This is a genomic window from Stakelama portus (assembly GCF_003171655.1).
Taxonomy (GTDB): domain Bacteria; phylum Pseudomonadota; class Alphaproteobacteria; order Sphingomonadales; family Sphingomonadaceae; genus Sphingomonas; species Sphingomonas portus.
Map to the genome: position 1 here is coordinate 142,965 of NZ_QFZL01000005.1, position 26,624 is coordinate 169,588.

20 protein-coding genes and 1 tRNA gene are annotated in these 26,624 nt (G+C 62.4%); 5 read left to right on the top strand and 16 right to left on the bottom strand.

Annotated features, from left to right (window positions below; all coding sequences use genetic code 11):
• Window positions 1–27: 27 nt before the first annotated feature.
• The 4 genes from gltB to DKB74_RS14800 form a co-directional block, all read right to left on the bottom strand.
• Window positions 28–4,575, bottom strand: coding sequence for a glutamate synthase large subunit (gltB, locus tag DKB74_RS14785; RefSeq protein ID WP_420822419.1), 4,548 nt, complete (start codon window positions 4,573–4,575; stop codon window positions 28–30).
• Window positions 4,572–5,159, bottom strand: coding sequence for a DUF2059 domain-containing protein (locus tag DKB74_RS14790; protein WP_109808957.1), 588 nt, complete (start codon window positions 5,157–5,159; stop codon window positions 4,572–4,574). The genes gltB and DKB74_RS14790 overlap by 4 nt, the downstream gene beginning before the upstream one ends.
• Window positions 5,156–6,604, bottom strand: coding sequence for an NAD(P)-dependent oxidoreductase (locus tag DKB74_RS14795; RefSeq protein WP_109808958.1), 1,449 nt, complete (start codon window positions 6,602–6,604; stop codon window positions 5,156–5,158). Before DKB74_RS14795 ends, DKB74_RS14790 begins: the two co-directional genes overlap by 4 nt.
• A gap of 202 nt (window positions 6,605–6,806) precedes the next feature.
• Window positions 6,807–7,733, bottom strand: coding sequence for a complex I NDUFA9 subunit family protein (locus DKB74_RS14800; RefSeq protein ID WP_109809030.1), 927 nt, complete (start codon window positions 7,731–7,733; stop codon window positions 6,807–6,809).
• Window positions 7,734–7,886: 153 nt separating this feature from the next.
• Between DKB74_RS14800 and DKB74_RS14805 the strand changes: the two genes are divergently transcribed.
• Both DKB74_RS14805 and DKB74_RS14810 read left to right on the top strand, forming a co-directional pair.
• Window positions 7,887–7,973: transfer RNA gene (locus tag DKB74_RS14805), tRNA-Leu, on the top strand.
• A gap of 165 nt (window positions 7,974–8,138) precedes the next feature.
• On the top strand, window positions 8,139–9,371 hold the full coding sequence (locus tag DKB74_RS14810; protein WP_109808959.1) for a tyrosine-type recombinase/integrase: 1,233 nt from the start codon (window positions 8,139–8,141) through the stop codon (window positions 9,369–9,371).
• Window positions 9,372–9,378: 7 nt separating this feature from the next.
• Here DKB74_RS14810 and DKB74_RS14815 read toward each other — a convergent pair whose 3' ends face one another.
• The 4 genes from DKB74_RS14815 to DKB74_RS14830 all read right to left on the bottom strand — a co-directional run bounded on the left by DKB74_RS14815 (window position 9,379) and on the right by DKB74_RS14830 (window position 12,297).
• Window positions 9,379–10,731, bottom strand: a complete 1,353-nt coding sequence (locus DKB74_RS14815) for a hypothetical protein (protein WP_109808960.1) — start codon at window positions 10,729–10,731, stop codon at window positions 9,379–9,381.
• Between the two features lie 180 nt (window positions 10,732–10,911).
• Window positions 10,912–11,106 carry a DUF6961 family protein gene (locus DKB74_RS14820; protein ID WP_109808961.1) on the bottom strand — a complete coding sequence of 65 codons (195 nt, stop codon included), beginning with the start codon at window positions 11,104–11,106 and terminating at the stop codon, window positions 10,912–10,914.
• A complete protein-coding gene (locus DKB74_RS19035) occupies window positions 11,097–11,648 on the bottom strand; it encodes a thermonuclease family protein (RefSeq protein WP_239987541.1) in 552 nt (183 codons plus the stop codon). The genes DKB74_RS14820 and DKB74_RS19035 overlap by 10 nt, the downstream gene beginning before the upstream one ends.
• A gap of 64 nt (window positions 11,649–11,712) precedes the next feature.
• Window positions 11,713–12,297, bottom strand: a complete 585-nt coding sequence (locus DKB74_RS14830; RefSeq protein ID WP_109809032.1) for a lytic transglycosylase domain-containing protein — start codon at window positions 12,295–12,297, stop codon at window positions 11,713–11,715.
• Window positions 12,298–12,643: 346 nt separating this feature from the next.
• On the opposite strand from DKB74_RS14830, the gene DKB74_RS14835 reads away from it, so the two are divergent.
• Together DKB74_RS14835 and DKB74_RS14840 are read left to right on the top strand one after the other, a co-directional pair.
• Window positions 12,644–13,135 (top strand): hypothetical protein, encoded by a 492-nt coding sequence (locus tag DKB74_RS14835; protein ID WP_109808962.1) that lies wholly within the window; start codon window positions 12,644–12,646, stop codon window positions 13,133–13,135.
• The gene (locus DKB74_RS14840; protein WP_061927473.1) at window positions 13,128–13,343 is read left to right on the top strand and encodes a helix-turn-helix transcriptional regulator; all 216 of its coding nucleotides are present in this window, start codon (window positions 13,128–13,130) and stop codon (window positions 13,341–13,343) included. The genes DKB74_RS14835 and DKB74_RS14840 overlap by 8 nt, the downstream gene beginning before the upstream one ends.
• Window positions 13,344–13,687: 344 nt before the next feature.
• Here the strand turns inward: DKB74_RS14840 and DKB74_RS14845 are convergent, their stop codons facing one another.
• The 6 genes from DKB74_RS14845 to DKB74_RS14875 all read right to left on the bottom strand — a co-directional run bounded on the left by DKB74_RS14845 (window position 13,688) and on the right by DKB74_RS14875 (window position 22,890).
• Window positions 13,688–15,655: a heavy metal translocating P-type ATPase gene (locus DKB74_RS14845; protein WP_109808963.1), complete on the bottom strand. Its 1,968-nt coding sequence runs from the start codon at window positions 15,653–15,655 to the stop codon at window positions 13,688–13,690.
• A gap of 4 nt (window positions 15,656–15,659) precedes the next feature.
• A complete protein-coding gene (locus DKB74_RS14850) occupies window positions 15,660–18,926 on the bottom strand; it encodes an efflux RND transporter permease subunit (RefSeq protein WP_145961024.1) in 3,267 nt (1,088 codons plus the stop codon).
• A gap of 58 nt (window positions 18,927–18,984) precedes the next feature.
• A complete protein-coding gene (locus tag DKB74_RS14855; protein WP_061921337.1) occupies window positions 18,985–20,130 on the bottom strand; it encodes an efflux RND transporter periplasmic adaptor subunit in 1,146 nt (381 codons plus the stop codon).
• Window positions 20,131–20,141: 11 nt separating this feature from the next.
• Window positions 20,142–21,395, bottom strand: a complete 1,254-nt coding sequence (locus DKB74_RS14860; protein ID WP_109808965.1) for a TolC family protein — start codon at window positions 21,393–21,395, stop codon at window positions 20,142–20,144.
• A gap of 507 nt (window positions 21,396–21,902) precedes the next feature.
• Window positions 21,903–22,277 carry a DUF3703 domain-containing protein gene (locus DKB74_RS14870; protein ID WP_109808967.1) on the bottom strand — a complete coding sequence of 125 codons (375 nt, stop codon included), beginning with the start codon at window positions 22,275–22,277 and terminating at the stop codon, window positions 21,903–21,905.
• Complete coding sequence (locus tag DKB74_RS14875) at window positions 22,270–22,890, bottom strand: cation efflux transmembrane domain-containing protein (protein WP_109808968.1); 621 nt, start codon at window positions 22,888–22,890, stop codon at window positions 22,270–22,272. The genes DKB74_RS14870 and DKB74_RS14875 overlap by 8 nt, the downstream gene beginning before the upstream one ends.
• A 67-nt stretch (window positions 22,891–22,957) precedes the next feature.
• Here DKB74_RS14875 and DKB74_RS14880 point away from each other — a divergent pair, with 67 nt between their 5' ends.
• Entirely contained in the window at window positions 22,958–23,353 is a 396-nt protein-coding gene (locus tag DKB74_RS14880) for a MerR family transcriptional regulator (RefSeq protein WP_109808969.1), read from the top strand.
• Window positions 23,354–23,579: 226 nt separating this feature from the next.
• Here the strand turns inward: DKB74_RS14880 and DKB74_RS14885 are convergent, their stop codons facing one another.
• Together DKB74_RS14885 and DKB74_RS14890 are read right to left on the bottom strand one after the other, a co-directional pair.
• Window positions 23,580–24,800: a copper resistance protein B gene (locus DKB74_RS14885; protein ID WP_109808970.1), complete on the bottom strand. Its 1,221-nt coding sequence runs from the start codon at window positions 24,798–24,800 to the stop codon at window positions 23,580–23,582.
• The gene (locus DKB74_RS14890; protein WP_109808971.1) at window positions 24,800–26,620 is read right to left on the bottom strand and encodes a copper resistance system multicopper oxidase; all 1,821 of its coding nucleotides are present in this window, start codon (window positions 26,618–26,620) and stop codon (window positions 24,800–24,802) included. Before DKB74_RS14890 ends, DKB74_RS14885 begins: the two co-directional genes overlap by 1 nt.
• Window positions 26,621–26,624 lie beyond the last annotated feature (4 nt).

The following is a 26,624-nucleotide window of genomic DNA, read 5'->3' on the forward strand; positions in this document are numbered from 1 at the left end:
CTCCCCGCAGGGAGGGGGACGAAGCCTTCATTCCGCCGCGACAACCTCGCCTTCGGATTCCCGCTCGGGCGCACGGTCGCTGAGCGGATGGCTCAGGCGCGTGAGCATTTCGCGCGGCACCACTTGCCAGAATTTGCCCCGCGCCTTGCTCCAGTCCTCCAGGATGCCCGCCGACCATTTGCTGTCGGTGGCGATGCGATGCTGTTCGATCAGGTCGCGCAGCACGCCCTCCCAATGCGCCGAATCGAGCCGTTGCCAGGTGATGCTTTCGGGATTGGCGAGCGAATCGAAGCTGCCGTCGACGTCATAGACGAACGCCATGCCACCGGTCATGCCCGCGCCGAAATTGTCGCCGACAGTGCCCAGCACCACGGCGACGCCGCCGGTCATATATTCGCAGCCATTGGCGCCACAGCCTTCGACGACAACCTGCGCGCCCGAATTGCGGACCGCGAACCGTTCGCCCGCCTGCCCCGCCGCGAACAGCTTGCCCGCCGTCGCACCGTACAGCACCGTGTTGCCGATGATCGTGTTGTTCCAGCTTTCGAGCGGCGAACTGACCATCGGGCGCACGACGATCCGGCCTCCTGAAAGCCCCTTGCCGACATAGTCATTGGCGTCGCCGAACACTTCGAGCGTCACACCGCGACACAGGAAGGCGCCGAGCGACTGCCCCGCCGATCCGCGCAGGCGGACATGGACATGCCCGTCGGCGAGCTTGTTCATCCCGATCGTACGCGTGATCTCGCTCGACAACCGCGTACCGACCGCACGATGCGTGTTGCGTACCGAATAGGTGAGCTGCATCCGCTCGCCGCGCGCAAAGACCGGCGCCGCATCCTTGATCATCTGCGCATCGAGGCTGTCGGGCACTTCGTTGCGGAAGCTGTTGAGCGAGAAACGGCGCTGATCCTCCTCCGCATCCACCTTGGCAAGGATCGGGTTGAGGTCGAGATCGTCGAGATGTTCGGCGCCGCGGCTGACCTGCTTCAACAGCTCGGTGCGGCCGACCACTTCGTCGAGGCTGCGACAACCGAGCCGTGCGAGAATTTCGCGCACTTCCTCGGCGATGAAGGTCATCAGGTTGATGACCTTCTCGGGCGTGCCGACGAATTTGGCGCGCAGCCGCTCGTCCTGCGTGCACACGCCGACCGGACAGGTGTTCGAATGGCACTGGCGCACCATGATGCACCCCATGGCGACCAGGCTGAGCGTGCCGATACCATATTCCTCGGCGCCCAGAATCGCCGCGATGACGATGTCGCGCCCGGTCTTGAGCCCGCCATCGGTGCGCAGCGTGACGCGCCCGCGCAGGCCATTGAGCGTCAGCGTCTGATTGACTTCGCTCAGCCCCATTTCCCACGGCGTTCCGGCATATTTGACCGACGTCTGCGGGCTGGCACCGGTGCCGCCGACATGGCCGGCGACCAGGATGACATCGGCATGCGCCTTTGCCACGCCCGCCGCGACCGTGCCGATCCCCGCCGAACTGACCAGCTTCACGCACACACGCGCCTTGGGATTGATCTGTTTGAGGTCGTAAATGAGCTGCGCCAGATCCTCGATCGAATAGATATCGTGATGCGGCGGCGGCGAAATCAGCGTCACGCCGGGCGTCGCATGGCGCAGCTTGGCGATGAACTCGGTCACCTTGAATCCGGGCAGCTGCCCGCCCTCGCCGGGCTTGGCGCCCTGCGCGACCTTGATCTCGATCTCGTCACAGGCGTTGAGATATTCCGCCGTCACGCCAAAGCGGCCCGACGCAACCTGCTTGATCGTCGAATTGGCGTTGTCGCCATTTTCGCGCGGAGTGTAGCGCTCCTTGTCCTCGCCGCCTTCGCCCGAAACCGCGCGCGCACCGATCCGGTTCATGGCGATGGCGAGCGTTTCATGCGCTTCGGGCGACAATGCGCCCAGGCTCATCCCCGGCGTCACGAAACGCTTGCGGATCTCCGTGATCGCCTCGACCTGATCGATCGCAATCCCCTCCTGGGGAAAATTGAATTCGAGCAGGTCGCGCAGATAGACCGGCGGCAAGTCACGCACGCCGCGCGAGAAATTGAGATAGGTCGAATAGCTGTCGGTCGAAACCGCCGTCTGCAACAGATGCATCAGCTGCGCCGAATAGGCGTGCGTCTCGCCACCATGACGCTGGCGGTAAAAACCGCCGATCGGCAGCGCGGCGACCACCGGGTCCCATGCCGCTTCATGCCGCAGCATCGCGTTGAGATAGAGCGAGGCATAGCCTTCGCCCGAAATCTTGGCCGGCATGCCGGGGAAGAAATCGTTCACCAGCGCGCGGCTGAGCCCGACGGCTTCGAAATTATAGCCGCCGCGATAGCTGGAGATCACTGCGATCCCCATCTTCGACAGGATCTTGAGCAGCCCTTCATCGACTGCCTTGCGATGCCGGGCGAGGCAATCGGCGAAGGAAAGATCGCCGAACAGCCCGCGACCATGCCGGTCGGCAATCGCCGCTTCGGCCAGATAGGCGTTCACCGTCGTCGCACCGACGCCGATCAGCACGGCATAATAATGCGTGTCGAGACATTCGGCAGAACGGACATTGACGCTGGCATAGGAGCGCAGCCCCTTGCGCACGAGATGCGTGTGCACCGCCGCCGCCGCCAGCACGCTGGCGATTGCCGCGCGATCGGCGCTGATATGCTCGTCGGTCAGGAACAGCTCGGTCTTGCCTTCGCGTACCGCCTGTTCGGCCTGGGCGCGAATTTCGGTGATCGCGGTGCGCAGCGCTTCCGGCCCGCCCTTCGCATCGAAGGTGCAGTCGATCTCGGCAGCCTGATTGCCGAAATGATGCTTGAGCCGTTCCCAGTCGGCACAGGTCAGCACCGGGCTGTCGAGCACCAATACGCCCGATTTCTGCCCCCCGGTGTCGAGAATGTTGGCAAGATTGCCGAACCGCGTCTTGAGCGACATGACATGGCGTTCGCGCAGACTGTCGATCGGCGGGTTGGTGACCTGGCTGAAATTCTGGCGGAAGAACTGGCTGATCAGGCGCGGCTTGTCCGAAATCACCGCGAGCGGCGTATCGTCGCCCATCGATCCGATCGCTTCCTTGGCCGTTTCGACCATCGGCGCGAGGATCAGCTCCATATCCTCCAGCGTCTGACCGGCGGCGACCTGACGCCGGGTCATTTCGGCGCGATCCCAGTGCGGCGTGGCCGCATCGCCGGGCGCAGCAAGATCGTCGATCGTCAGGAATTCGCCGATCATGGCGGCATAATCGGCTTCGCCCGCGACGCGATCCTTGATCGCGCGGTCGTGATAGACCGTGCCTTCTTCCAGATCGACGGCAAGCATCTGGCCCGGCCCCAGCCGGCCCTTTTCCACCACGGTCGCTTCGGGGACCGGCACCATGCCGGTTTCCGATCCGACGATCAGTAGCCCGTCCGAAGTACGGGTATAGCGCAGCGGACGAAGCGCATTGCGGTCCATGCCCGCAACTACCCAGCGGCCGTCGGTCATCGCCAGCGCGGCCGGGCCGTCCCACGGCTCCATCACGCTGGCCAGATATTGATACATGGCGACATGGGCCGGCGGCATTTCGTCGCGCCCCTGCCATGCTTCGGGCACCAGCATCAGCTTGGCAGTCGGCGCATCGCGGCCCGAGCGGCAGATCGCTTCGAACACCGCGTCGAGCGCGGCGGTATCGCTCGCGCCCGCCGGGATTACTGGCTTGATGTCCTCGCTACGGTCGCCGAACGCGATGCTCGCCATCTTGATCTCGTGGCTGAGCATCCAGTTCTTGTTGCCGCGGATCGTGTTGATTTCGCCATTATGCGCCAGCGTGCGGAATGGCTGGGCCAGCCACCATTGCGGAAAGGTGTTGGTCGAATAACGCTGGTGAAAAATCGCGACGCGGCTGATGAATCGCTCATCCTTGAGGTCGGGATAGAATTCCGACAGCGATTCGGCGAGGAACAGCCCCTTGTAGATGATCGACCGGCACGACAGCGAACAGATGTAAAATCCGCTGATCTGCGCCGCGATGACGCGCTTTTCGATCCGGCGGCGGACCAGATAGAGTTCCTTTTCGAACTCGGCCGCGCTGGTAGTTTCCGGATCCGGCCCGGCGATCATGATCTGCTCGATCTCGGGCCGCGTCGCCTTTGCCTTGTCGCCGATTACCGACACATCGACCGGCACCTGGCGCCAGCCATAGATGGTATAACCCGCCTCGATGATTTCGCTTTCGACGATCGTGCGACAGCTTTCCTGTGCGCCCAGATCGGTGCGCGGCAGAAAGATCATGCCCACTGCGAAGCGATCCGACCGCATCGCATGACCCGAATCGGTGACGGCTTCCTCAAAGAACGCGCGCGGCAAGTCGACATGCAGACCCGCGCCGTCGCCGGTCTTGCCATCGGCATCGACTGCGCCGCGATGCCACACTGCCTTCAGCGCATCGATCGCCGACTGCACCACCCGCCGCGACGATTTGCCGTCGGTCGCCGCGACCAGGCCGACGCCACAGGCGTCGCCTTCGAATTCGGGGCGGTACATGCCCTCACGGGCAAGGCGGATGCGTTGGTCTTCGGTCATTATGTCGCTCATTCTGCTGTCTTTGCGCCTTCTGCGGAGAGGTCTTGCATGAACTCTCCGAGGCTTTGCTGCGCTTCGGCCATCGCCCGCTGCATCATATTGCGCTGCACGGCCAGGATGGCTGGATCGGCCATGACCTGCGGCATGCGTTCGATATATGCCTGCCCCGTCGGCGTCCCGAAGAACGCCGCCATCTCATTCAGCTCATCCACGGAAAAGTTGCGGGCATAGGCTTGTTTCATTGCCTCGATCATCTCCGGCATCGCTTCGCGCGTCATCGCGATCGTCCGCTCCAACTGAGCGCTGAGATAGCGATCCAGCTTCGCGGACATTTCCGGGCTGTCCTTGGCCATCCGTTGAAAATCGGGCGATTCCGAAATCGCCCCGCGCATGTTGGCCATCATCGGGCGCAACATGCCGTCGACCAGCGCATCCAGGCGCTCCGGCGGCATCATCACGTCGAGCAGCGCGTCAGCCGCAGCCAGCCGGGCGGGATCGATTGCAGGCACTTCAACGGATTGCGACACTTCCGCTGTCTGCGCATGCGCAGACAGGGGCACCGCGAAAGCAAGCGCGAAGAACGCCAGCTGCTTCACGCCGCCACCTGCGCATTTACGCCGGTATCCACCCGCGCCTTCAGCCACTGGTGCATATGTTCCGCCACATCGCGGCCATCGCGGATCGCCCAGACGACCAGGCTGGCCCCGCGCACGATGTCTCCCGCGGCGAACACGCCGTCGAGGCTGGTCATCATCGTCTGCCCGTCGGTGCGCACCGTGCCCCAGCGCGTCAGCCCCAGTTCGGGCGCGTCGAACAGGGTCGGCAGGTCTTCGGCATCGAAACCCAGCGCCTTGATCACCAGATCCGCCTGCAGCGTGAAATCGCTGTCGGGTTCGGCTTCGGGGGTGCGGCGGCCGCCGGCATCGGGCGCACCAAGCCGCATGCGCGACGCGCGCACGCCGGTGGCAACATCGCCGCCATCGACTGCCTTGGGCGCCGACAGCCAGACGAATTCGACGCCCTCTTCCTCGGCATTGGCGACTTCGCGCTGCGATCCGGGCATGTTGGCGCGGTCGCGGCGATAGAGGCACTTTACCGACGCCGCGCCCTGACGCACCGCCGTGCGCACACAGTCCATTGCGGTGTCGCCGCCGCCGATCACAACGACATGCTTGCCGATCGCATCGAGCCCGGCCGCATCCGGCGACAAGGTGTCGCCAAAGCCGCGCCGGTTCGATGCGGTCAGATAATCGAGCGCCTCGACCACACCCGAAGCATCGCTGCCCGGCATCTTGATCGCGCGCGGCTTGTACACGCCCGTGGCGATCAGAATCGCGTCATGCTTCTCGCGAAGCTGTTCCAGCGTCGCCTCGCGCCCCACTTCGAAACTATTGTGGAAAACGATGCCGCCCGCTTCGAGCCGCTCGACGCGGCGCATGACGACTTCCTTCTCCAGCTTGAAGCCGGGAATGCCATAGGTCAGCAGCCCGCCCGAACGATCGTGCCGGTCATAGACATGCACGTCATATCCCGCGACGCGCAGATATTCGGCCGCCGTAAGGCCGGCAGGCCCCGCGCCGATCACTGCGACCGACTGGCCGCGATCGGGGCCCGGCTGCAGCGGTTCGACCCATCCCTGTTCCCAGGCGGTGTCGGTGATGAACTTCTCGACCGAACCGATGGTCACGGCGCCGTGGCCCGAAAATTCGATGACGCAATTGCCTTCGCACAAACGGTCCTGCGGACAGATGCGGCCGCAAATTTCGGGCATGGTCGAAGTGAGGTTCGACAGCTGATAGGCTTCGCGCAGCCGCCCCTCGGCGGTCAGGCGCAGCCAATCGGGGATATGATTGTGCAGCGGGCAATGCACCGAACAATACGGTACGCCGCATTGCGAACAGCGCCCGGCCTGATCCTCGGCCACCTGCTCGACATAACGTTCGGAGATTTCGGCGAAGTCGCCCGCGCGTGCACCGGCCGGCCGCTTGGGCGGATAGGCCTGGGTACGATCGACGAACTGAAGTGTCTTGTTGCCAGTCATGGGCGCGCCCTTACGCCAATTTGGCGAGGGAGTCACGAGCGAAAACAGCTATTGGGTCAGCAATGCTGACCTATCGAACTTAATTTCCTGTTCCGCGCCGATCTTCTTCAAGGCGGGCATCTTATATTGCGGCCGATTCGGAACCAATGCAATTGTTGCTCCGCAGGGCGGCGGTACGCTACCGCCCCCGTCCCGATGCGTTTTAGACCGGCTCCCCCGCCGCGGTGAAGCGGCCATGTTTGCGAAAGCGCACCAGCCATTGCGGCGCCACCGCCGCCATCGGCGTCGCAGCGATCCCCAGAGCATCGATCCCGGCTGCGCCGCGCGAAACGACATTGTCCTGCATCAGCATTTTCCACTGGTCACGCGTGATCGGCGTGCCCGGCAATGCCGCGATCATGCCGCCAAGCGCGTCGGGGACTTCGAAAAATACAGGCTCCCGCTCAAGCTGCTCGGCAAGGAAGCGATGCAGCTCCAGCATCGTAACGATATCCGGGCCGCCAAGTTCATAGACATGGCCGGCATGCTGGCCCGCATCGGCGACCACGCGGGCCACTGCCTGCGCGACATCGGCGACATAAACCGGCTGAAACCGTGCGGCGGGGCGCAGCACCGGCACGACCGGCGCCGAAGCGATCATTCCCGCAAAGCGATTGAGAAACGCGTCCTCGCGCCCGAAAATCACCGAGGGGCGCAGGATCGTCGCGCCCGGAAACGCTTCGAGCACGGCACGCTCGCCCGCGGCCTTCGACCGGCCATATTCCGATGGCGAATCGGGATCGGCGCCGATCGCCGATATCTGCACGAACGCACCCGCGCCCGCCCGCGACGCCGCCTGCGCCACGGTCTGCGCTCCCTTTACCTGGATGCCGTGATAGTCGCTGAAGCTGCCGACCAGATTGACGACCGCATCGGCACCCGCAACCGCGTTCGCCACGCTGTCGGCGTTGGTGACGTCGGCAGCGACGAACTGGGTTTGACCCACGCCGCCCAGCGGCCTCAGGAAAAACGCATCGCGCGGACGCCGCTGCGCAATCCGCACCCGCGCCCCGGCGCGCAGCAACTCCTGCGCAACATAGCGGCCGACGAAACCGCCGCCGCCGAACAATGTGACCAGCTTGTTGTTCATCGCCTGACCCTGCGCATATTCCGCTATCTGAAACCGCTCCCAAATGCCCGCTGCGACGGCAAACGGCAAGCTTCACGGACAAGCATTGAAGATCACTATCGTCGCTGTTGACAACCGCCCCACCCCTCCACTAGAGCGCGCCCCCTACCCCGTGCCCAGATGGCGGAATTGGTAGACGCACCAGCTTCAGGTGCTGGCGGGGGTAACCCCGTGGAGGTTCGAGTCCTCTTCTGGGCACCATTTGTTCTTCTCACGTTCTCCCAAATAATCTATAAAACCCGCAGAAATCCTAGGGATTTGGCCCTTGGATCGTTCCGGATCGTCCCGCCTGTTCTCGGGGGTTCCAGACACTTTTGTGGGCCTTTTGAGGCCGTTTCGCAAAGGCCCAGATGAAAAGGCCCCCACATGCCTCTGACAGATACTCGCCTCCGCGCTCTCAAGCCCAAGGATAAGCCGTACAAGGTAACCGATGAGCGCGGCCTATATGTTGAGGTCACGCCCACCGGCGGCAAGCTTTGGCGATTCCGATACCGGATCGGCGGTGCGCAAAAGAAGCTCTGCATTGGTAGCTATCCAGACATCAGCCTCAAGCAAGCGCGAGACGTGGCCTACGAGGCGCGACGAGCTGTCGCTTCTGGAGGCGACCCGGCCTTTGAGAAGCGGAAGCGGAAAATCCGCGCCGAGTTCCTTTCTGCACAGACGTTCGAGGCAGTCGCACGTGAGTATATTGAACAGATGATGGTCCAGAATGGCCGCGCCGATGGCACGATCGTCAAGGCCAACTATTTCCTCGACAAGCTTGCGCCTGCCATCGGAAACCGACCCATCAACGAGATAGAGCCGTTTGAGGTCCTGGCTCCCCTCAAACGACTTGAAGCCACTGGTAAGCACGAGACTGCGAAGAAATGTCGCTCGTTCGCTGGCCGCGTGTTCCGCTATGGGGTCGCAACGACCCGTTGCAAATCCGATCCGACCAGCATGCTGAAAGGTGCTCTCGTAACGCCAAGAGCCCAGCACTATGCAGCAATCCTCGAGCCCACCGAGCTAGGCGGGCTGCTGCGCGCAATCGACGACTTCACTGGTTACATGGTGACGAAGTTAGCTTTGCAGATCGCGCCGCATGTGTTCGTACGCCCTGGCGAACTCCGGCACGCCGAATGGCATGAGATCGACCTTGTCGATGGGGTCTGGAAGATCCCCGCCGGTAAAATGAAAGCGCGCCGAGCGCATGCCGTCCCGCTTTCCAAGCAGGTTAGAGGTTATCTCACTGATCTGGCCGAGATGCTCGGCCGCGAAGGATATGTTTTCCCATCTGCGCGCAGTTCCAAGCGTCCCATGAGTGAAAACACGCTCAATGCCGCATTCCGTCGCATGGGATACTCGAAGGAGGAAGTCACCGCGCACGGACTCCGGGCAACAGCATCGACATTCCTGAACGAGTCGGGACTGTGGAATCCGGATGCAATCGAGCGAGCCCTGGCACACGGCGACAGCAATGTTGTGCGTGGCATCTACCATCGCGGCAAACATTGGGACGAGCGAGTGCGCATGGCTCAATGGTGGAGCGATTACCTTGATGAACTGCGGCTATCGAACAAAGCTCACGACGCAAATTTTCAACGTCAGCTCACAGGGTAGGGCCAATCTACGTTGCCCAACCTCTCTTCTCTAAAGCGCTTGCGAGAGCACCGACCATCCCTTCGAAGTCAGCTTTGGAGAGGCTGACACCTGACAATTGGATTTCGCTCCCGAATAATCGAACGCCAAATATGGTGCGATCTAGGTTGCCTTCCAAGGCACGCAGTGCAGACCAAGATACTCCCTTCGCTTCCTCGAATTGTTCCTTCCACGCAAATCCTTTGGTCGTGAAGGAGATGCCTGTCCCGCCTCCCCCGAAGAGAGAAGTGTCGATGAGAGCGACGGGTTCACCTATTTCTGCAAGCCTGAATTCAGCATGTCCCTCGGGAGGTGGAACACCCTCCTTCAGATATTCCTTTTTCGCCCCTGAAAGCTTCCTTGCGGGGATATGTGGGCTGATGTGTAAATCCTTGGTCGAGAAGCGCGCGAAGACTTCTAGCAAGTCGTCAAACCAGTATGTGAGTGAGCTTCCCGTATTTCCAATTGCTCCTTTGACGTTGTCCTTGCTCGCGTGTTCCCGATAATCGATCCCGAGAAAATCGGAGAACTCCTCGCACATTTCATTGCCACCAAATGCGCCGTGTAGGAGCACGTGGCCGGCTGGATCGTACGGGTTCTTCTCCAGCGCCGAAGCCATAACATCTTCTCTCTTGGCTTCCGGGACGCGCCCCTTGGAAAGATTGGACAGAAGGGCACGCGCTTGCCTCACGTCATCTTCTGAGGGGAATTCAAGCGCGTCAGATTTGCGAGACGCGACAAGTCTCGCAGTCAGCCATAGACCTTGGTCAACTAGCTGCTCGAATGCATCGATGATTTTTCCAAGATTGCCGGGTTTTCTCAAGTCCGCGGCCGCTGATTGTCTCGCAGCGCTTCGTTGGCCCGCCGCTGCTGCGCTCGAAAGTACACCTGTAAGTAGGTTTACGGCACCAGCTATGGCCATGCCTCGCAGGGCGCCCTCCGCGCCAAACCCTCCGCCTATCAGTCCGATCCCTCCGCCGCCTTCAATCTCTTCGATGTCATCAGCAGCAACTCCAATCGCTTGGATCGGAGCAAACAGATCGAGCTTCTTTGCTTGTTCGATCAATCGATCTTGAAACGATTCCTCGTCGATATCGTAAATGTCGTAGCTGCAAAGCGTTTGCACACTCAGGTCGGTGGTTTCGGAGAGGCAATCAGCGACTGCCCTGGCTAGATGTGTTGGGAGCTCTGAAAAATCTGAAATCGCTGCTTCTAGATCGAGTTCAACGTCGATCAGCATATCCTCTTTCAGCTTCTCAAATAGGCTGCGTATCCTGACAAACTCGAGTTGTTTGTCGCTAAAGGTGATGCTCTTGCCTAGTATCTCAAATTCGCGCTTCATGTGCCCCCCGGCCTCATCGCTGCCATACAGCGCAAATTCCTTAGAAAGAGCAACATGTTTTCAACCACTCGATGACCGTACGCACCGCGAGTACCAGCCCCAACAGAGTTACTGATGCCAGCAAGGCGAATTCGAATCGGACGGCCCAATTTCGAAGCCACTTCCTCATCGTGCCGAGCCTCAGTTCGAGGAGCTTTGGCAGCTAAGCTGATTGAAGCGCTCAGCAACAGTTTTCCACGTTGCAATGCCTGCCTCGTCCCCTTCGTTGGATAGCCGCTGGATTTGCTGCGCGATATAAGCGGTTCCCTCGTCGCCATGGTTCTTTTCGACCCAGAGTGCGACGGCCCACAATTCCTGATCGCGGTTCAGCACCATGGTTCACGTCTCCCGGTCCAGGTTCGCGCCAGGCCTTCGCTGACCAGCTGATCGCCAAGCGAGCGGCCGCCGCGCGTTACAACCCGCAATTTGCGACCGTACTGATCCTCGTCTCTGCTACCGACGGTCCTCAGTTCAAAGGGCCCGCCATTCAGCAATTCGACAAGGCGGTGCGTCGCGCGCATGCCGAGCTGGTATTCATAGTCGCAACGAGGCTCGCTGATCTCGGGAGTGTCGATGTCGGCAATCCGGATCTTCACGCCATCAAGCCAGAAAGTATCTCCATCCACGACGCATGTGCGCCGGATGGATCCGCAGATGTCGAATTGTGGGAAGCTTGCTTGCTGGAATAATGCCTGAGGCTGCTGATCGTCGTTAGCAAGGCTGGCATCATGGACTGGCCAGTTGAGTGCCAGCAACCCTCCAGCAAATACGATCGCGAATGCTCCCAAACCCAACGCGATCTCCTTTCTCGGTTTCCGGCGCTTCTTTGCCTTCAACGCCTTGCGAAAATCGAACGGCTCACCGGGGGTCTCATTCACTGGCGTTGTCCGTCTTCATTCCGACATATGATTTCAGACGATAGCCGGAAATCAGGTAGTTTCGTCAATTGTACGTACCAATTGCTTGCCAACGTCCCAACACAGACCGGACATATTGCGGCGTTTCACCATTGTTGGGAATGCCGCGTGATCGGGAGACGGCACCTGGGCCAGCATTGTAAGCAGCCAAGGCCAGGTGGACTGCGTCGAACCGGTCCAACATATCGCGAAGGTACCTGGCGCCACCGTCGATCGATGCAAGAGGGTCATGGCGGTTCCGGACGCCCAGTTCTCTCGCCGTGGCCGGCATAAGCTGAGCCAGCCCGGCAGCACCGGCTGGACTAACAGCCATCGGATTGAAGCGGGACTCAGCCCAGATAAGAGCACGAAGCAGGTTGGTCGGAAGCCCGTAACGGCGTTCAGCCTCGGCTATCGCCGCCATATACAAGCCTTCCCGGTAGGATACGTTTGCTGGCTCGGCTTGGTAGATTGCAGGAAGATATTCCCTTGCCGGCTGCTGGTCCGTCTTCGGCGGAACGATCGCGTGCTCGAACAAGGTGAAATCCTGGGCGCAAACTTGCTGTGAGGAGGTCGCGATCATCCCCAGACAGGCGACCGCTAGCGCGGTCAGACGATTGAGGCAGGTCATCTCGACTTGTGCTCCATTGATTCGAATCGAAAGAGAACATAAAAAGAACATGCGCCTGTAGGAAATCGGGAACTGGATTTTGGGGCTGCCGACCAAGCGAAAAGTGACATCGGGTGGTGCGATGGACGGGATTCGCGCAGGTTGATCGCGGATCAGCGCCGACTGTGCCGGCTTTGGCGCGAAGCGTGCCGCGATGCGCGTGAACGCGACCGGAATTTGCGCGAATCACTGAAGGAAGCTGATTCGTTCCTTCCTCCATGTTCTCTAGATGTTCTTTTCTTTTTCCTACAGGCTTCCTTCGCGGTTAGCCGGTGAGTCGACCACCTCTGGAGAAAAGGATTCGTCGATGACCAACATGGCGCTCTTTGCCGAACAACAGGTTCGCGCCGACCTCGCCCGGCTGCTTTTGGCTGCCGTCGAAGCCAGCGGCCGCGCCCGCTGCGACATCGCGCGCGATACGCAGATCCATAAGGACGCTTTGCGCCGCATCCTTGCCGGCGAGCGCTCGGCCAGCCTCGGAGAAGCCTTGCGCATTCTTGCCGCGAGCGGCGTCGCTCCTCATGCGCACCTGCTCCTCTTCCTCGTCAGTAGCGGTGATCACGCGATTGCGTGGCTGCAATCGGACCTCGCGCAGTTCTTCGAGGACTTTTCCGGTGAACTGCCTTCAGCGCTCGAGCGTGTCTTGGGTAACCAGGTTCACGACGTGAAGCCGCGCTGGGCCAAGGGCACCGCGCATCGCGTCGCACGGCTGCTTTCCGACCACATCGATGAGCTCGAGCGCAAGGACGCGCTACTCGGCGAAGTCTTCGCCGGTGCAGAAGGAGGTCATCGTGGGTGAGGAGATCGACAAGGGAGCAACCGAGACCCGGCGTGTGACGCGGCTCATCCGCTTGCCCGAGGTTCAGCACCGCGTCGGGCTTGGCCGTTCGACGATCTACCGTTGGATGGCCGAGGGCAAGTTTCCGAAGCCCGTTCAACTGGGTGGCTATGCGGTCGCCTGGGCGGAAGACGAGGTACAGGCCTGGATAGCGACGCGGCTTAAATGAAGGCGAACAGTCCAATCGGGCGATCTGGATCTGAATTTCGGGATGGCAGAAGCGTACGGGGCTTGAGGTCTTACGCCGGGACCATCGCAAACGGATCGAGGCCTGGATAAGCCCGATCGAGGCCGACCCATATGTTCGCATCGATCCAAGCAAGGGATCCTGGCCTGACCGCTTGGTTGCTGGCAGTTTTCAAGGTTTTTGCGATTTATCCTGCAATCCTTAAAAATCGGAAATTGCGGGATAAATCGCAACAGGCGCGGTCACATCACAATCTTCTTAAGTTCGATGCTTGCTTGCTACTGGCTTGCGGGGACGCGGGCCTGTCCGGAGCGCAAAAAACTCAACTATGGATCGTAGCGAAGAAGTCGCAACGCATTGAACACGACGAGGAGCGTCGATCCTTCATGCATTACGACAGCGGGCCCGATCCCAAGGCCGAATATGGTCGCAGGAACCAGCAGAGCGACAACGCCCAGGCTGACATAGACGTTCTGGCGGATGATACTGCGCGATTTGCGAGACAGGCCGACGGCAAAGGGCAGACGGCGCAGATCGTCTGCCATCAGTGCGACGTCCGCCGTTTCCAGCGCTACATCGGACCCGGCGGCACCCATAGCGATGCCGACCGTAGCGCGCGCCATGGCGGGCGCATCATTCACTCCGTCGCCGACCATGGCGACCTTCGCCTCCCGGCTGAGCGCCTCAATAGTCGCGACTTTGTCTTCGGGCATCAGGTCGCCGCGCGCCTCGTCCAGCCCCACTTCGGCGGCGATAGCCTCCGCGACCTTGGTGTGATCGCCCGAGATCATCAGCATCCGTTCAATGCCAAGCTTGCGCAGTTCCAGCAGCGTCTCTTGCGCGCCGTCGCGCGGCGTATCCATCATCCCGATTACGCCGAGATCGCGCCCGCCGTAGCGCACGGCCATGGTTGTGCGCCCCTTATCGCGCAGCGTCCCGATGGCATCGGCTGACGGTGTGCCGAGCGGTTCGAGCCCATCCGCGCCGAACATCTCCGCCTTGCCGATCCATGCCGTCTCACCGCCGAGCATGGCTTTCACACCGCGTCCGGTCAGGCTTTCCAGACCCTCGGCTTTACGATCCGCTGGTGCGTCCAGACGCGCTTTCCCATCCCGAACGACCGCTTGCGCCAACGGATGGTCGCTCAGCGCCTCGACTGCCACGGCGACTTGCAGCAGCTCATTTTCATCAATTCCCGGAGCCGGGATCACATCGGTTATCCGCGGCTCACCTTCGGTGAGCGTGCCGGTTTTGTCGAAGGCGATGGCCTTTAGCGTGCCGAGATCTTCCAGCGCTGCGCCGCCTTTCACCAGCACGCCGCCACGTGCTGCGCGGGCGACGCCGGACAACACGGCGCTTGGCGTGGCGATTGCCAGGGCACAGGGACTGGCCGCGACCAGTACGGCCATGGCACGATAGAAGCTCTCGCTGAAAGGCTCGTCGATCACCAGCGGCGCACAGAACAACAGCGCGGCCAGCAGTAGCACGAGCGGGACAAATATGCGTTCGAACTTATCGGTCATCCGCTGGGTGGGGGAGCGTTCGGTTTCCGCTGCAGCCACCAGCGCGGCAACCTTGCTGAGCGTGCTTTCGTTCGATTTACGCGTTACCTCGATTTCCAGCGCGCCGCTGCCATTGATGGTCCCGGCAAAGGCGCGCGAGACGGCATCGACGGCGCCGGCAGCCGTGCGCGCTGCGGCACGATCCTCAACCGGACGTTTGTCGACCGGAATGCTCTCGCCGGTCACGGGTGCCTGATTGATGGCAGACTGACCCTTGATGATGAAACCATCGGCAGGCAGGCGCTCGTTGGGACGGACCAGCACGACGTCGCCGACGACAAGTTCCTCGACTGCGACATCGACCGGCGATCCGTCGCGCAGCACGGTCGCGCGTTCGGGTGCAAGTTCGGCCAGCGCGTCGATCGCGCGCTTCGCGCGGCCCATGGCGAAACTTTCCAGCGCATGACCCAGGCTGAACAGGAACAGCAGCAGTGCGCCTTCCGCGAACTCGCCCAGGATCGCCGCCCCCGCCGCCGCGACGAGCATGAGCGAATCAATCTTGAACTGGCGTGCCAGCGCATTCTCGACTGCTTCGCGAAGCGTGAATAGTCCGCCGAAAAAGTAGGCGGCGACATACCCTGCCAGAGGCACCCAGTGCGGCGCGGTGGGCACCAGCTTCTCTACCGCAAACCCCACCGCCAGCGTGATGCCGGAAAGGAGTGCGAAGGCCAGTTCTACGGGGAGGCCGAAAAGCTTGGCAACCCCATGCGCGTGATCGTGATTGTCAGCCATATATTCAGATCTCCCTAGAGGGATATTCGCGGCGTTCGGCGCGAGTCAGGTTGAGCCGGAGCATCGCTCGCCAATTCTCACGCCATCCGACATCTTGGCCGTTCGCGCGCAGCACCAGCCGGGCAATGGCAGGAAGGACGAAGAGTGTCAGCGCGGTTGCGGTGATCAATCCGCCGATCACGACAGTGGCGAGCGGACGCTGGACTTCCGCGCCCGTGCCGGTCGCAAGGGCCATCGGCACGAAGCCGAGCGAGGCCACCAAGGCTGTCATCAGCACCGGTCGCAACCTCGCCAATGCGCCATCGGTGATCGCCTCATCGAGAGGCAGTCCCTTGTCGAGCCGCTGGCGTATCGCGGTCATCATCACGAGCCCGTTCAATACCGCGACACCCGATAGGGCGATGAAACCCACGGCGGCGGACACCGAGAACGGCATCCCCCGTAAGGCAAGCGCGAAAACCCCGCCTGCCAGTGCCATCGGGATCGCGCTGAACACCGCCAGCGCTGGCACCCATCCGCCGAGCGCCATGAACAGGAGCAGCAACACCAGCGCGAAGCAGACCGGAACGACGAGGGCGAGCCTTGCCTGCGCGGCCTGGAGGTTCTGGTATTGCCCGCCCCATTCGATGTAGGAGGCAGCCGGCAGTTCGACGCTTTCGGAGACGCCTGCCCGGGCCTCCTCGACAAACGACCCGAGATCGCGTTCGCGCACGTTCGCCGACACGATCACCAATCGGCGACCCTGCTCCCGGCGAACCTCGGCGAGACCATCTACCACTTGGAAATCCGCCAGCGTGCGAAGCGGGACCGTGACCCCGCTTTCGAGGACTATGGGCAGAGCGCCGAGCTGATCGAAATCGTCCCGGGTCGCATCGGCAAGCCGCACGACGACATCGAACCGGCGGTCACCCTCGAACACCAGCCCGGCGGGGCGGCCGCCCAGCGCGATGGCCACGGACTGCGCGACCTCCTCCACGGTCAGACCATAGCGGGCAATCGTCGGTCGATCGAAGGCGATGTCGAGCGTGGGGAAGCCGGTGACCTGCTGGACCTTGACGTCGGCAGCACCCTCGACGCCGCGAAGCACCCCGGCCACTTCTCCGGCTGACCGGGTCAGCGCCGTGAGGTCGTCTCCGTAGAGCTTGACCGCTACGTCGCCGCGAACACCCGCGATCAGCTCGTTGAAGCGCAGTTCGATGGGTTGGCTGAACTCGTAGAGGTTGCCGACCAGACCGCTGAGCGATTCCTCCATCTCGGCGACGAGTTCGTCCTTCGACAGGTCGGGATCGGGCCACTCTTCGCGCGGCTTCAGGATGACGTAGGCATCGGACGCGTTCGGCGGCATCGGATCGCTCGCGACCTCGGCCGTGCCGGTGCGCGAGAAAACCAGTTCTACTTGTGGGAAGGTCTCGAGCCTGTCCTCCACCTGTCTCTGCATGGCGAGCGAGCGTTCGAGCGAGGTCGACGGTATCCGCAGCGACTGAACCGCGATGTCGCGTTCATCCAGCTGCGGTGTGAACTCGCTGCCGAGGAAGGTGAACACGAAAGCCGCTACGGCGAAGAGCCCGGCGCCCGCCCCGATCACCGGCCAGGGACGTGCGATGGCGCGGCGCACCGCCGGGCCATAGCGTTCCTTCGCCATCCGAACGGGCTTGACCTCCTTCTCGGTCAGCTTGCGATTGAGAAGCACCGCGATCATCGCCGGCACGAAGGTCAGGGACAGCACGAAGGCGGAGGCGAGTGCCAGCATGACCGTGATGGCCATGGGCGAGAACGTCTTGCCCTCGACCCCCGTGAAGGTGAGCAGCGGCGCATAGACCAAGAGGATGATCGCCTGGCCGTAGACGGTCGGCTTGATCATCTCCTGGGCAGCCAGCCGTGTCTCCGTCAGCCGTTCGCCGAGGCTGAGCAATCGACCTTCGCGGTGCTGCCTCGCAGCGAGCCGCGCGACGCTGTTCTCGACGATGATAACTGCGCCATCGACGATTAGGCCGAAGTCCAGTGCCCCGAGGCTCATCAGGTTGCCCGAGACACCAAGCCTGTTCATTCCCACCGCGGCCATCAGCATGGATATCGGAATGACCAATGCGGCGATGATCGCTGCCCGGATATTGCCGAGCATCAGGAACAGGACTGCGATCACCAGAAGCGCGCCCTCGACGAGGTTCTTCTCGACCGTGGCGATGGTCGCATCGACCAGCGACGAGCGGTTGTAGACGATCTCGGCGACCACTCCGGCAGGGAGCGAGGCGCGGACTTCTTCCAGTCGCTCGGCCGAGGCGGCAGCCACGGTGCGGCTGTTCTCGCCGCTGCGCATCAGGACCGTGCCAACGACCGCTTCCTCGCCGTTGAGCGAGGCAGCGCCGGTTCTGAGGTCGCCGCCGATGCGAACCGAGGCGACATCTCCGATCCGGATAGGAACGCCCTCGCGGGTCGCGACCACTGCCTGTTCGATGTCCTGTGTGCCCCCAAGCCGCGCATCGACGCGGACGAGCAGAGCCTCTCCTGCACGATCGACGAAGTTTGCGCCTTCGGCGAGGTTCGCCGCTTCCAGAGCATCGATCAGGGAGTCGAACGACAGACCGTAGCCGGTCAGACGAGCAGGATCGGGCTGGACCAGGAACTGCTTCTCGTAGCCACCGATCGAGTCCACGCCCGCCACCCCGTCGATGGAGCGCATGAGCGGAGCCACCACCCAGTCCTGCACCGTGCGAAGATAGGCTGCCTTGGCGACTTCGGTGTCGAGGCGCTCGCCGCGTTCGGTGATGAAGCTCCCGTCCGCCTGCCAGCCGGTTCGACCACCCTTGGGCGCATCGCGACCTCCCGGATACTCGTATTCGATCGTATACATGAGCACTTCGCCCAGGCCCGTCGAGATCGGCCCCATCGTAGGCTCGGCGCCTTCCGGCAGGGAGGCGCCGATCGGGGCGAGCCGTTCGTTCACCTGGCTGCGTGCGAAGTAGATATCGGTGCCTTCTTCGAAGATCGCCGTGACCTGGCTGAAGCCGTTGCGCGAGATCGAGCGGGTCATCTCGAGCCCCTCGATCCCGGCAAGCCCGGTCTCGATGGGAAATGTCACCTGCGTCTCTACCTGCGAGGGGGAGAGCGCGGGAACGCTGGTGTTGATCTGCACCTGTGTGTTGGTGATGTCCGGCACCGCATCGATCGGCAGGCGCAAAAGGTTCATGGCGCCGTAGATCGCGGCCAAGACGGTTAGGACGATGACCGCCCAGCGGAACCGCACGGCGATGTCGAGGATGGCCCCGATCAAACCGTGGCGATGGCTGGCCGAACCGGCGTGACTTCCCACGTCGGGTGTGAGCCCTGTCTCAGTGACCATGTTCGGCGCCCTCCTTCCCGAGTTCGGCCTTGAGCAGGAAGGCGTTGGCGACAGCGATCCGCCATCCCTCCTGGAGGCCGGAGAGAATCGTCACCATGCCTGCAGACCGAGTTCCGACTTGGACCTCGCGGGCCTGGAACCCGGTCTGCGTCCGGACAAAGACGACATCGCGCCCCTCGACCACCTGGATGGCGTCTTCCGGCACCGCGATGCGGTCGCGGTCGATCTCACCCGAAGGTCTGATCCGCGCCTGGAGAAACGCGCCCGGCTGAAGGCCAGGAACACCGCGCGACAACGACAGGACCGCAGTGGCACTGCGGCTTTCCGGATCGAGAGAAGGCGTGACCGAACGAACCCGGGCGCCGATTTCGCGGCCATCGCCGACGACCAGCACCGCCTCGTCACCAGGTTGGATGCGTGAGGCTTCAGCCGAAGGCAGTGCCACCTCGATCTGGAGTCCATTGGGATCGACCACGCGGTAGAGTTCTTCGCCGGCATCCACGAAGGCCCCCAGCACAATCGGTGCCGCGGTGATCCTGCCAGCGAGGGGTGAGGTGACTGCCAGCGAACGCCCGTCGCCGCTGACACCGGCTGCTGCTACTGCCGCCTGCGCCCGTTGCAATTCCGAACGCGCTACGCTGAGATTGGCCTGCGCGGCTTCCAGATCCTGACGGGCCGTGACATTCTCCTCGAACAAACGCCGTTCGCGTTCGTAGGCGGAGGACAGCTCGGTCACCCGGGCCCGTGCCGCGCTGAGTTGCGAGGCAAGCGCGGCGGCATCCGCGCTCTCGATGCGCGCTACGATCTCGCCGCGCGAGACATAGTCGCCGAGCGTCTTGCCCACGGAGCGGACGACTCCCGAAGCGCGGGCGTCGATCCGCGCCGAAGCGGTGGGGCGTGCCGCGACCGTTGCCGGGAAGACGAGTTCGACAGCGGCTCCAGAACGCACTGCCGCCACCTGTATCCCGGCCTCGCTGATCTGCTCGTTGCTCAGCGTGACTACCCCCTCGGGTGTCTCCGCCTCCGTTTCTTTCTGCGCATGGTCGTCGACTTCGGCGGTCGGCCAGAAGATCAGCGTCAGCGCGCCGATCGCGATTACGATTCCGACGAGGATCGCAAGCTTTTTGCGTGTCATGGATGTATCTTTCATTGTGCGGCCAGCCCGATCAGTTCGGCTGCGGCCAGGCCCCTCTGCTCGCGGGCTGCGATAAGCGCCTCGCGGATCGTGTCGCGCGCCTCGGCGGCAGCGAGAACTTCGATCAGGGGGAAACGTCCGTTGCGATATCCGATGCTCACGAGGCGTAGCGCCTCCTCCGCCTGCGGGAGCGATGTTTGCGACAGGGTCTCGACGCGCGCTTCGGCACCAAGATACTTCGCTCGGGCGCTGGCAACCGCCTGCTCGTAGTCCGCGAGGGCTACGGCTTCGCGAGCGTTCGCTGCCCGCAACCGAGCCTCGGCAGCCGCAACGTTACCCTGGTTGCGATCCCGAAAGGGAAGCGGGATCGAAACACCGACGAGGAAGGCGTTATCGCCGCTTTCCCCGAAGCGCCGCACGCCCGCGGAGACTGTCGGATCGGGAATACGCAGACTTCGCTGCCGCTCGATTTCCGCCGCAGCAGCCGTGCTCTCGGCACGCGCAACCCTGTAGGTCAGGCTATCGGCCGCCCCGGCCATGAGGGAAGCGGGCGGGAGGATATCCGGAAAATCCGCCGGAACGAAGGGCGCTTCACTGCCCGCCCATAGAGCGGCAAGCGCAATCCGGGCCGACAGGCTCTCCGCCTCGGCCTCGACCAGATGCGCGCGCGCTTCGGCGAGGGCTGCATCCGCTCTCAGCGCGCGCAGAGGCGGCTCGCGGCCGACCTCCACAAGGACACCGGCGATGCGCGCCAGTTCGTCATTGCGCGCGACCACATCCTGCGCAAGTTCGACCCGGGCAGCAGCGGCAGCAGCCCTGAGGTATCGTTCGCGCACTAATTGTCCGAGTTCCACCGTGGTCAGATCGGCCCTGAGGGCTGCGAGTTCCGCCTGGGCTTCAGCCGCACCGACACGGGCGGAACGTTTGCCGCCGAGTTCGAGACGCTGGCCTACAGAGAGGGTATACTCGGTCGCCTGAAGGCCGGAAAAAGCCCCGCTGCCAGCGAGGTTCTCGACCTCGAAGGACACTTCGGGATTAGGCCGGAGACGGGCCTGATCGACAAGCGCCGCTGCCGCCTCGGATTCCGCGCGGGGTCCCACGAGGCGAGGGTTGGTGGCGGGGGTATCGGTCTCAATGGCAACCCCGCTGAGCTCGAGGGCGTCGTCGAGCGTGACGACACGCTGGGCCTGCGCGCTGGCAGATCCCGTGGACAGGGCGAGTATCAGTCCCCAGACGGGGACTGCTCGCCACGATATGGCGGACATGAATGACTATTCCTCTGCTGACGTTCAGTTCGGCGTCGGATCACTGGTCCGACGCGCGGCGAACGTCAGGCTCGAGGAGGGGGTGTGGCCAGTTCTGCCAGGCCAGAAGCGGACCAGGGTTGGTCGGCCGCCCGGAGCACCGCTACAACCTTGCCGAGCACAGCAGGTTTTGACGATTGGCCCACGGCCTGCGACGCGTGATGGCAATGGCCATGCGCACAGGTACCGTGCTTCTCCGGACCCGTGTCGTCATTGCCCGGCTCGTCATGCTGCTCAAGCTGAGATGCGACCGGAGTCTCTCCCGCGCATTCGGCCGCTTCCGCCACCGGAGTCCACAGGACACCGAATGCGGTGCACAGCGTGATCAGCTGCAGCAAGAAGGAGCGGGCGAAGAGCCGAGTCATCGCGTGTCCGATACCAGCGCGAACTCCACTACGGAAGAACTATTTTGAACGAGGAAATGTGATGTCATCACAAAGCGATAGTCCTCTCTAGCGCGTTTCTTTTTCACCCATCATTTCGATTTGTTGGTAGACCTAGCACACGTCTGATCTCCGGCTCTATTTCCATCCGGGTGAAAGCACTGACATTGGAACGGCCGGTGTTTCCGACCGGCAGCTTTCCTGTAGCGTTACCCAGGGGAGCGAGCGCAAGCCTGAACATCTGACCGCAGACCTCCCGCCAGTCTCCTACTCTCCAGGCAAGCCGCAGCATGCGCAAATGCGCGACGCAGTGCGGTCCGAAACGGTCTTGAGCGACCACGTGGGCGCGCTCGAGATGGTGCCAGGCTTCCTCGAAATTCTGCTCCTTCGCGGCCTTCGCTGCGCGTCGGTATTCTTCTGCGAGGAATGCATTCCTGCTGCTGATAGTATTGCTATTCATGGGCCAGCTCCCGCCGCGCCTGCCCGAATACCTCGATGCTTCCCCAGAACGCCAGTCCGGCCATGATCGAGGCGACCAGCAGGTCGGGCCATGCCTGACCCGTTCCGAAAACGCCGAGAGCGGCCCCGAGAACCGCGATGTTCCCGATGGCGTCGTTGCGCGAGCAAATCCAGACCGACCGCATGTTCGCATCGCCCTCGCGGAAGCGGAAAAGCATAAGTGCGACGATTACGTTGGTCGCCAACGCCAGCGTGCCGACTATTCCCATCGTCGAAGGCTCCGGATCGGCACCTGCTATGAGGCCATAGATGGCGTAGCCGATCACCCAGATACCGAAGGCGAGCATGGTTGCTGCCTTTATCAGAGCAGCTTTCGCCCGCCATGCGAGCGCCATCCCGGCAACGCCCAGGCTGATCGCATAGTTCGCTGCATCGCCGAAGAAATCGAGCGCGTCGGCCTGAAGGGAGCGGGAATCGGCAGCGATACCCGTTACCATTTCGACTATGAACATGGCTGCGTTCGCGATGAGCGCGATCCAAAGGGCGCGGCGCCAGCGCGGCTCATTGTGCGCAGCGGTATCGGGTTCCGGTGTCTGGCAGCAGGACTTGGCCATGCGGCTCTCCTTGCAACATTCGAGTCGCAAGCACATATGCACCTTGTAGCAACTACAAGGTCAAGCGATGCGTATCGGAGAACTCGCCAAAGCCACCGGCACCAAGGCGGAAACCATCCGCTATTATGAGCGTGAAGGTGTTCTGCCCGTCGCCGACAGGACTGATAGTAACTACCGTGATTATTCCGACAGCCATTTGGCTACCCTGACTTTCGTGCGTAGGGCTAGAGGCTTGGGATTCAACATGGTGCAAGTGAAAGAATTGCTCATGCTTTCCGATCACGACGACAAGCCCTGCGAAGATGTTGATCAAATCGTGCGGGATCATCTCGAGGATGTCGAACGCAAGATCTTAGATTTGCAGTCACTCCATGGCGAGCTTGGGCAGCTTCTTCATTCCTGCCGTTCGGACAGGGTAGGCGAGTGTCGCATTCTCGAAAGCCTCGCGCGCCCCATGCGTTGACAATGACTGGCGGAGGGTCGGCTTTGGACGTCATTGGATGCAGTCTCAGAAGACCGAAATGAGGTGCAAGGCGTACATTGATCCCGCCCTGACTTCAGTAGCCGCAGAACCAATGTTGAGTCCCAAAAAAGCTACGTGATCATCCAAATAGGATGTTCATTAGCTGTCCTAAATTGAACACATCAAAAATGAAGGCCCGCCATTCGCCCACACTAAGCGGCGGTGTTCAAAACCAGAATCGGACGCCCACAACGTAGTTGGTCACGCTCGGATCCTCGCCCGCAATGCGGGCATAGTCGGCGCTTTGGCCCACCTTCCATTCCTGTTCAACGCCGACATAGGGCGCGAATTCACGCGCGAATTCGTAGCGCAGCCGCAGTCCGAGTTCGACCGATTCGAGACCTGCTCCGACACCCAGTTCGGGAATGTCCTGCGCTGACAGGTTCACTTCGGCGCGCGGTTGCAGGATCAGGCGCTGGGTAATGCGCTGGTCTAGTTCGGCTTCCACACGTGCCGTCAGATCGCCTTTGGTGGACAGGAACGCGGCCGCGTCGATCTCGAACATATAAGGTGCAAGTCCCTGCACGCCGATGACGGCATGGGTGCGTTCGGGACCGGTCAGGTCCTGTCGAACACCAGCCTGCAGGTCCCACCAAGGACCGATCGCGTGGCTCCAAAGGCCTTGGATTTCGGCGGACTCGGGCTTCTCTCCGAAGGTACCTTCGCCCTCGCTCTTGAACCAGAATTTGTCGAGGTCGCCGCCGTAATAGCCTTGCACGTCCCACAAGTAACCATCGCCACCTTCCCGTGCGCGATACTCAGCCCGATCGCCCTGGAACCAGAACACGTTCATCCCGCCGTTCTCGGCGCGCAGAGCATCGCGCGAGGCGCGCATCGCTTCGGCGCCCCAGATCGCGTCGGCGGCGCGGGGCGGTCCCGATCCCGCCGCTGCCGGAGGCGGTCCTTGTGGGATGGGTGTCATGTCCATCGTGCCATGGTCCATGGCTCCGTGGTCCATGTCTCCATGGTCCATCGTCTGATGGTCCATCGGCGCTTGGCCGGACGATTGCATCCCTTCATGGCCCATCGCCGCGTGGTCCATGCTTTCCATATTGGAATGTTCCATCGCCGGCATCTCGCTATGATCCATCGCCGAATGGTCCATGGCGGAATGGTCCATTCCTTCCATTTGAGCGTGGTCCATCTGCGAATGATCCATGCCAGAATGGCCCTCGTGCCGATCGGCGGAGACTGGTTCCCCCGGTGGCGTGGCAGGCTCACAAGCCCCCTCGGGCACCGGATGGCCCATGGCGCGATGGCGTGCGGCTTCCTGTTCGCATTCGGTCTGGGCTGGCGATTGCGCGCTAGGCAGCGCGTGACCTGAATGGTCCTGTGCGATAGCGGGAGTTGCGGCGCTCGCGAGGAGCATGGCGACGACCAGGCGCATCAGTCTTCTCCCACCCGCTTCACATCGGGTGCCGAAGGCGGCTTGGCGACGGTCACGATCTGAAACATGCCCGAATGCATGTGGTAGAGCAGATGGCAGTGGAAGGCCCAGTCGCCCTGTTCGTCGGCGGTGAGGTCGAAGGTCGCGCTGCCGCCGGGCTGGACGATCACCGTGTGCTTCTGCGGCTGGCGATCGGCAGGCGCGCCGTTGACCAGTTCGAAGAAATGGCCGTGCAGGTGGATCGGGTGCGCCATCATCGTGTCGTTGACGAGTTTGACCCGCACGCGTTCGTTATAGGCGAAGCGGATCGGATCGTCGCTCACGGCGGTGAACTTCTTGCCGTCGAACGACCACATGTAGCGCTCCATATTGCCGGTCAGATGAATCTCCATTTGTCGTGACGGGCGGCGCAGATCGTCGTTCGGTTCGAGCGCGACAAGATCTTTGTAGTTCAGGACTTTGTGCGGCACGTCGTCCAGCCCAAGGCCAGGATCGCCCATGCGATCGACCGGATTCATCGACACCATGTCGATACCGGGGCCGACCTTCACACTGGGCGGCAGCAGGGACGTGTCGCGCATGTTCATGCCGCTCATATCCATTCCGGACATCGGATCGGGGGTCGCACCCTGCGATGACATGTCATGGCCCATGGCCGTATGATCCATGCCGGCCATGTCGCCGCTGCCATGGTCCATTCCACCCGACCCGTGGCTCATACCCATGTCCGCCATCGTCAGAAGCGGCGGATCGCGCAAGGGCGGGATAGGAGCCCGCGCGCCGGGACGCGAGGCGAGGGTCGCCACCGCCATGCCCGACCGGTCCATGCTCTCGGCCACGATTGTCCGCGCCTCACCGGTCGGCTCGACAACGATGTCGTAGGTCTCCGCCGTGCCGATCTGGAACTCCTCGACCTCGACCGGGCGCACGTTTTGCCCATCGGCGCCAACCACCCAGAACTTCACCCCGGGAATGCGGACGTTGAAGAAGGTCATCGCGCTGCCGTTGATGACGCGCAGCCGCACCCGCTCGCCGGGATTAAATAGGAACTCGAGACCCTCTTCCGGGCCGCGTCCGTTGGCGAGATAGGTGTAAGTCGAGCCCGTCACGTCCAGGATGTCGGTCGCCATCATGCGCATGCGCGCCCACATCCGCCGGTCTTCGCCAGAGAGTGGATAGTCGTCGGTCCAAGTGTTCTGCTGGTAATTGAAGTAGCCTTCGCCCTTCTTCAGCTTGTCCATGATGGTGTGCGGGTGGAGCGGGGTGAAATCGCTCAGCAGCAGCACGTAATCGCGGTCTGCCTGCACCGCGTCCGGGCCGGAGGGTTCGACCACGATCGGCCCGTAATGCCCCGCCTGTTCCTGCAGTCCCGAATGGCTGTGCCACCAGTAGGTGCCGTGCTGGCGAAGCGCAGGGATGTCGTAGACGAAGGTCTCACCCGGCTTAATCCCGGGGAAGCTGACGCCAGGGACGCCATCGAACTGGAACGGCAGCAGCAGGCCATGCCAATGGATCGAGCTGTCCTCATCAAGAGTGTTCGTGACCGCGAGGCGAACCGGCTGACCTTCGCGCAGGCGCACCAGCGGACCGGGCACGCTACCGTTCACGGCGACTGCGTGTCCGCGGCGGCCCTGCACGACGCGCGGGCCTTCGCCGATGGTCAGCGCGATGTCCCGACCCGAGACTTCATCGAAGCCAGCGCGGATGGGGCCGCCGCCGTGAAGGTCGGCGCCGCGGGCCCAGGCCGGCAGGGCCAAGGCGCCTGCACCGACCGCTCCCGCTCCCAAAAGTCGTCGACGCGAAACCAGCAATTCACTCATGGGT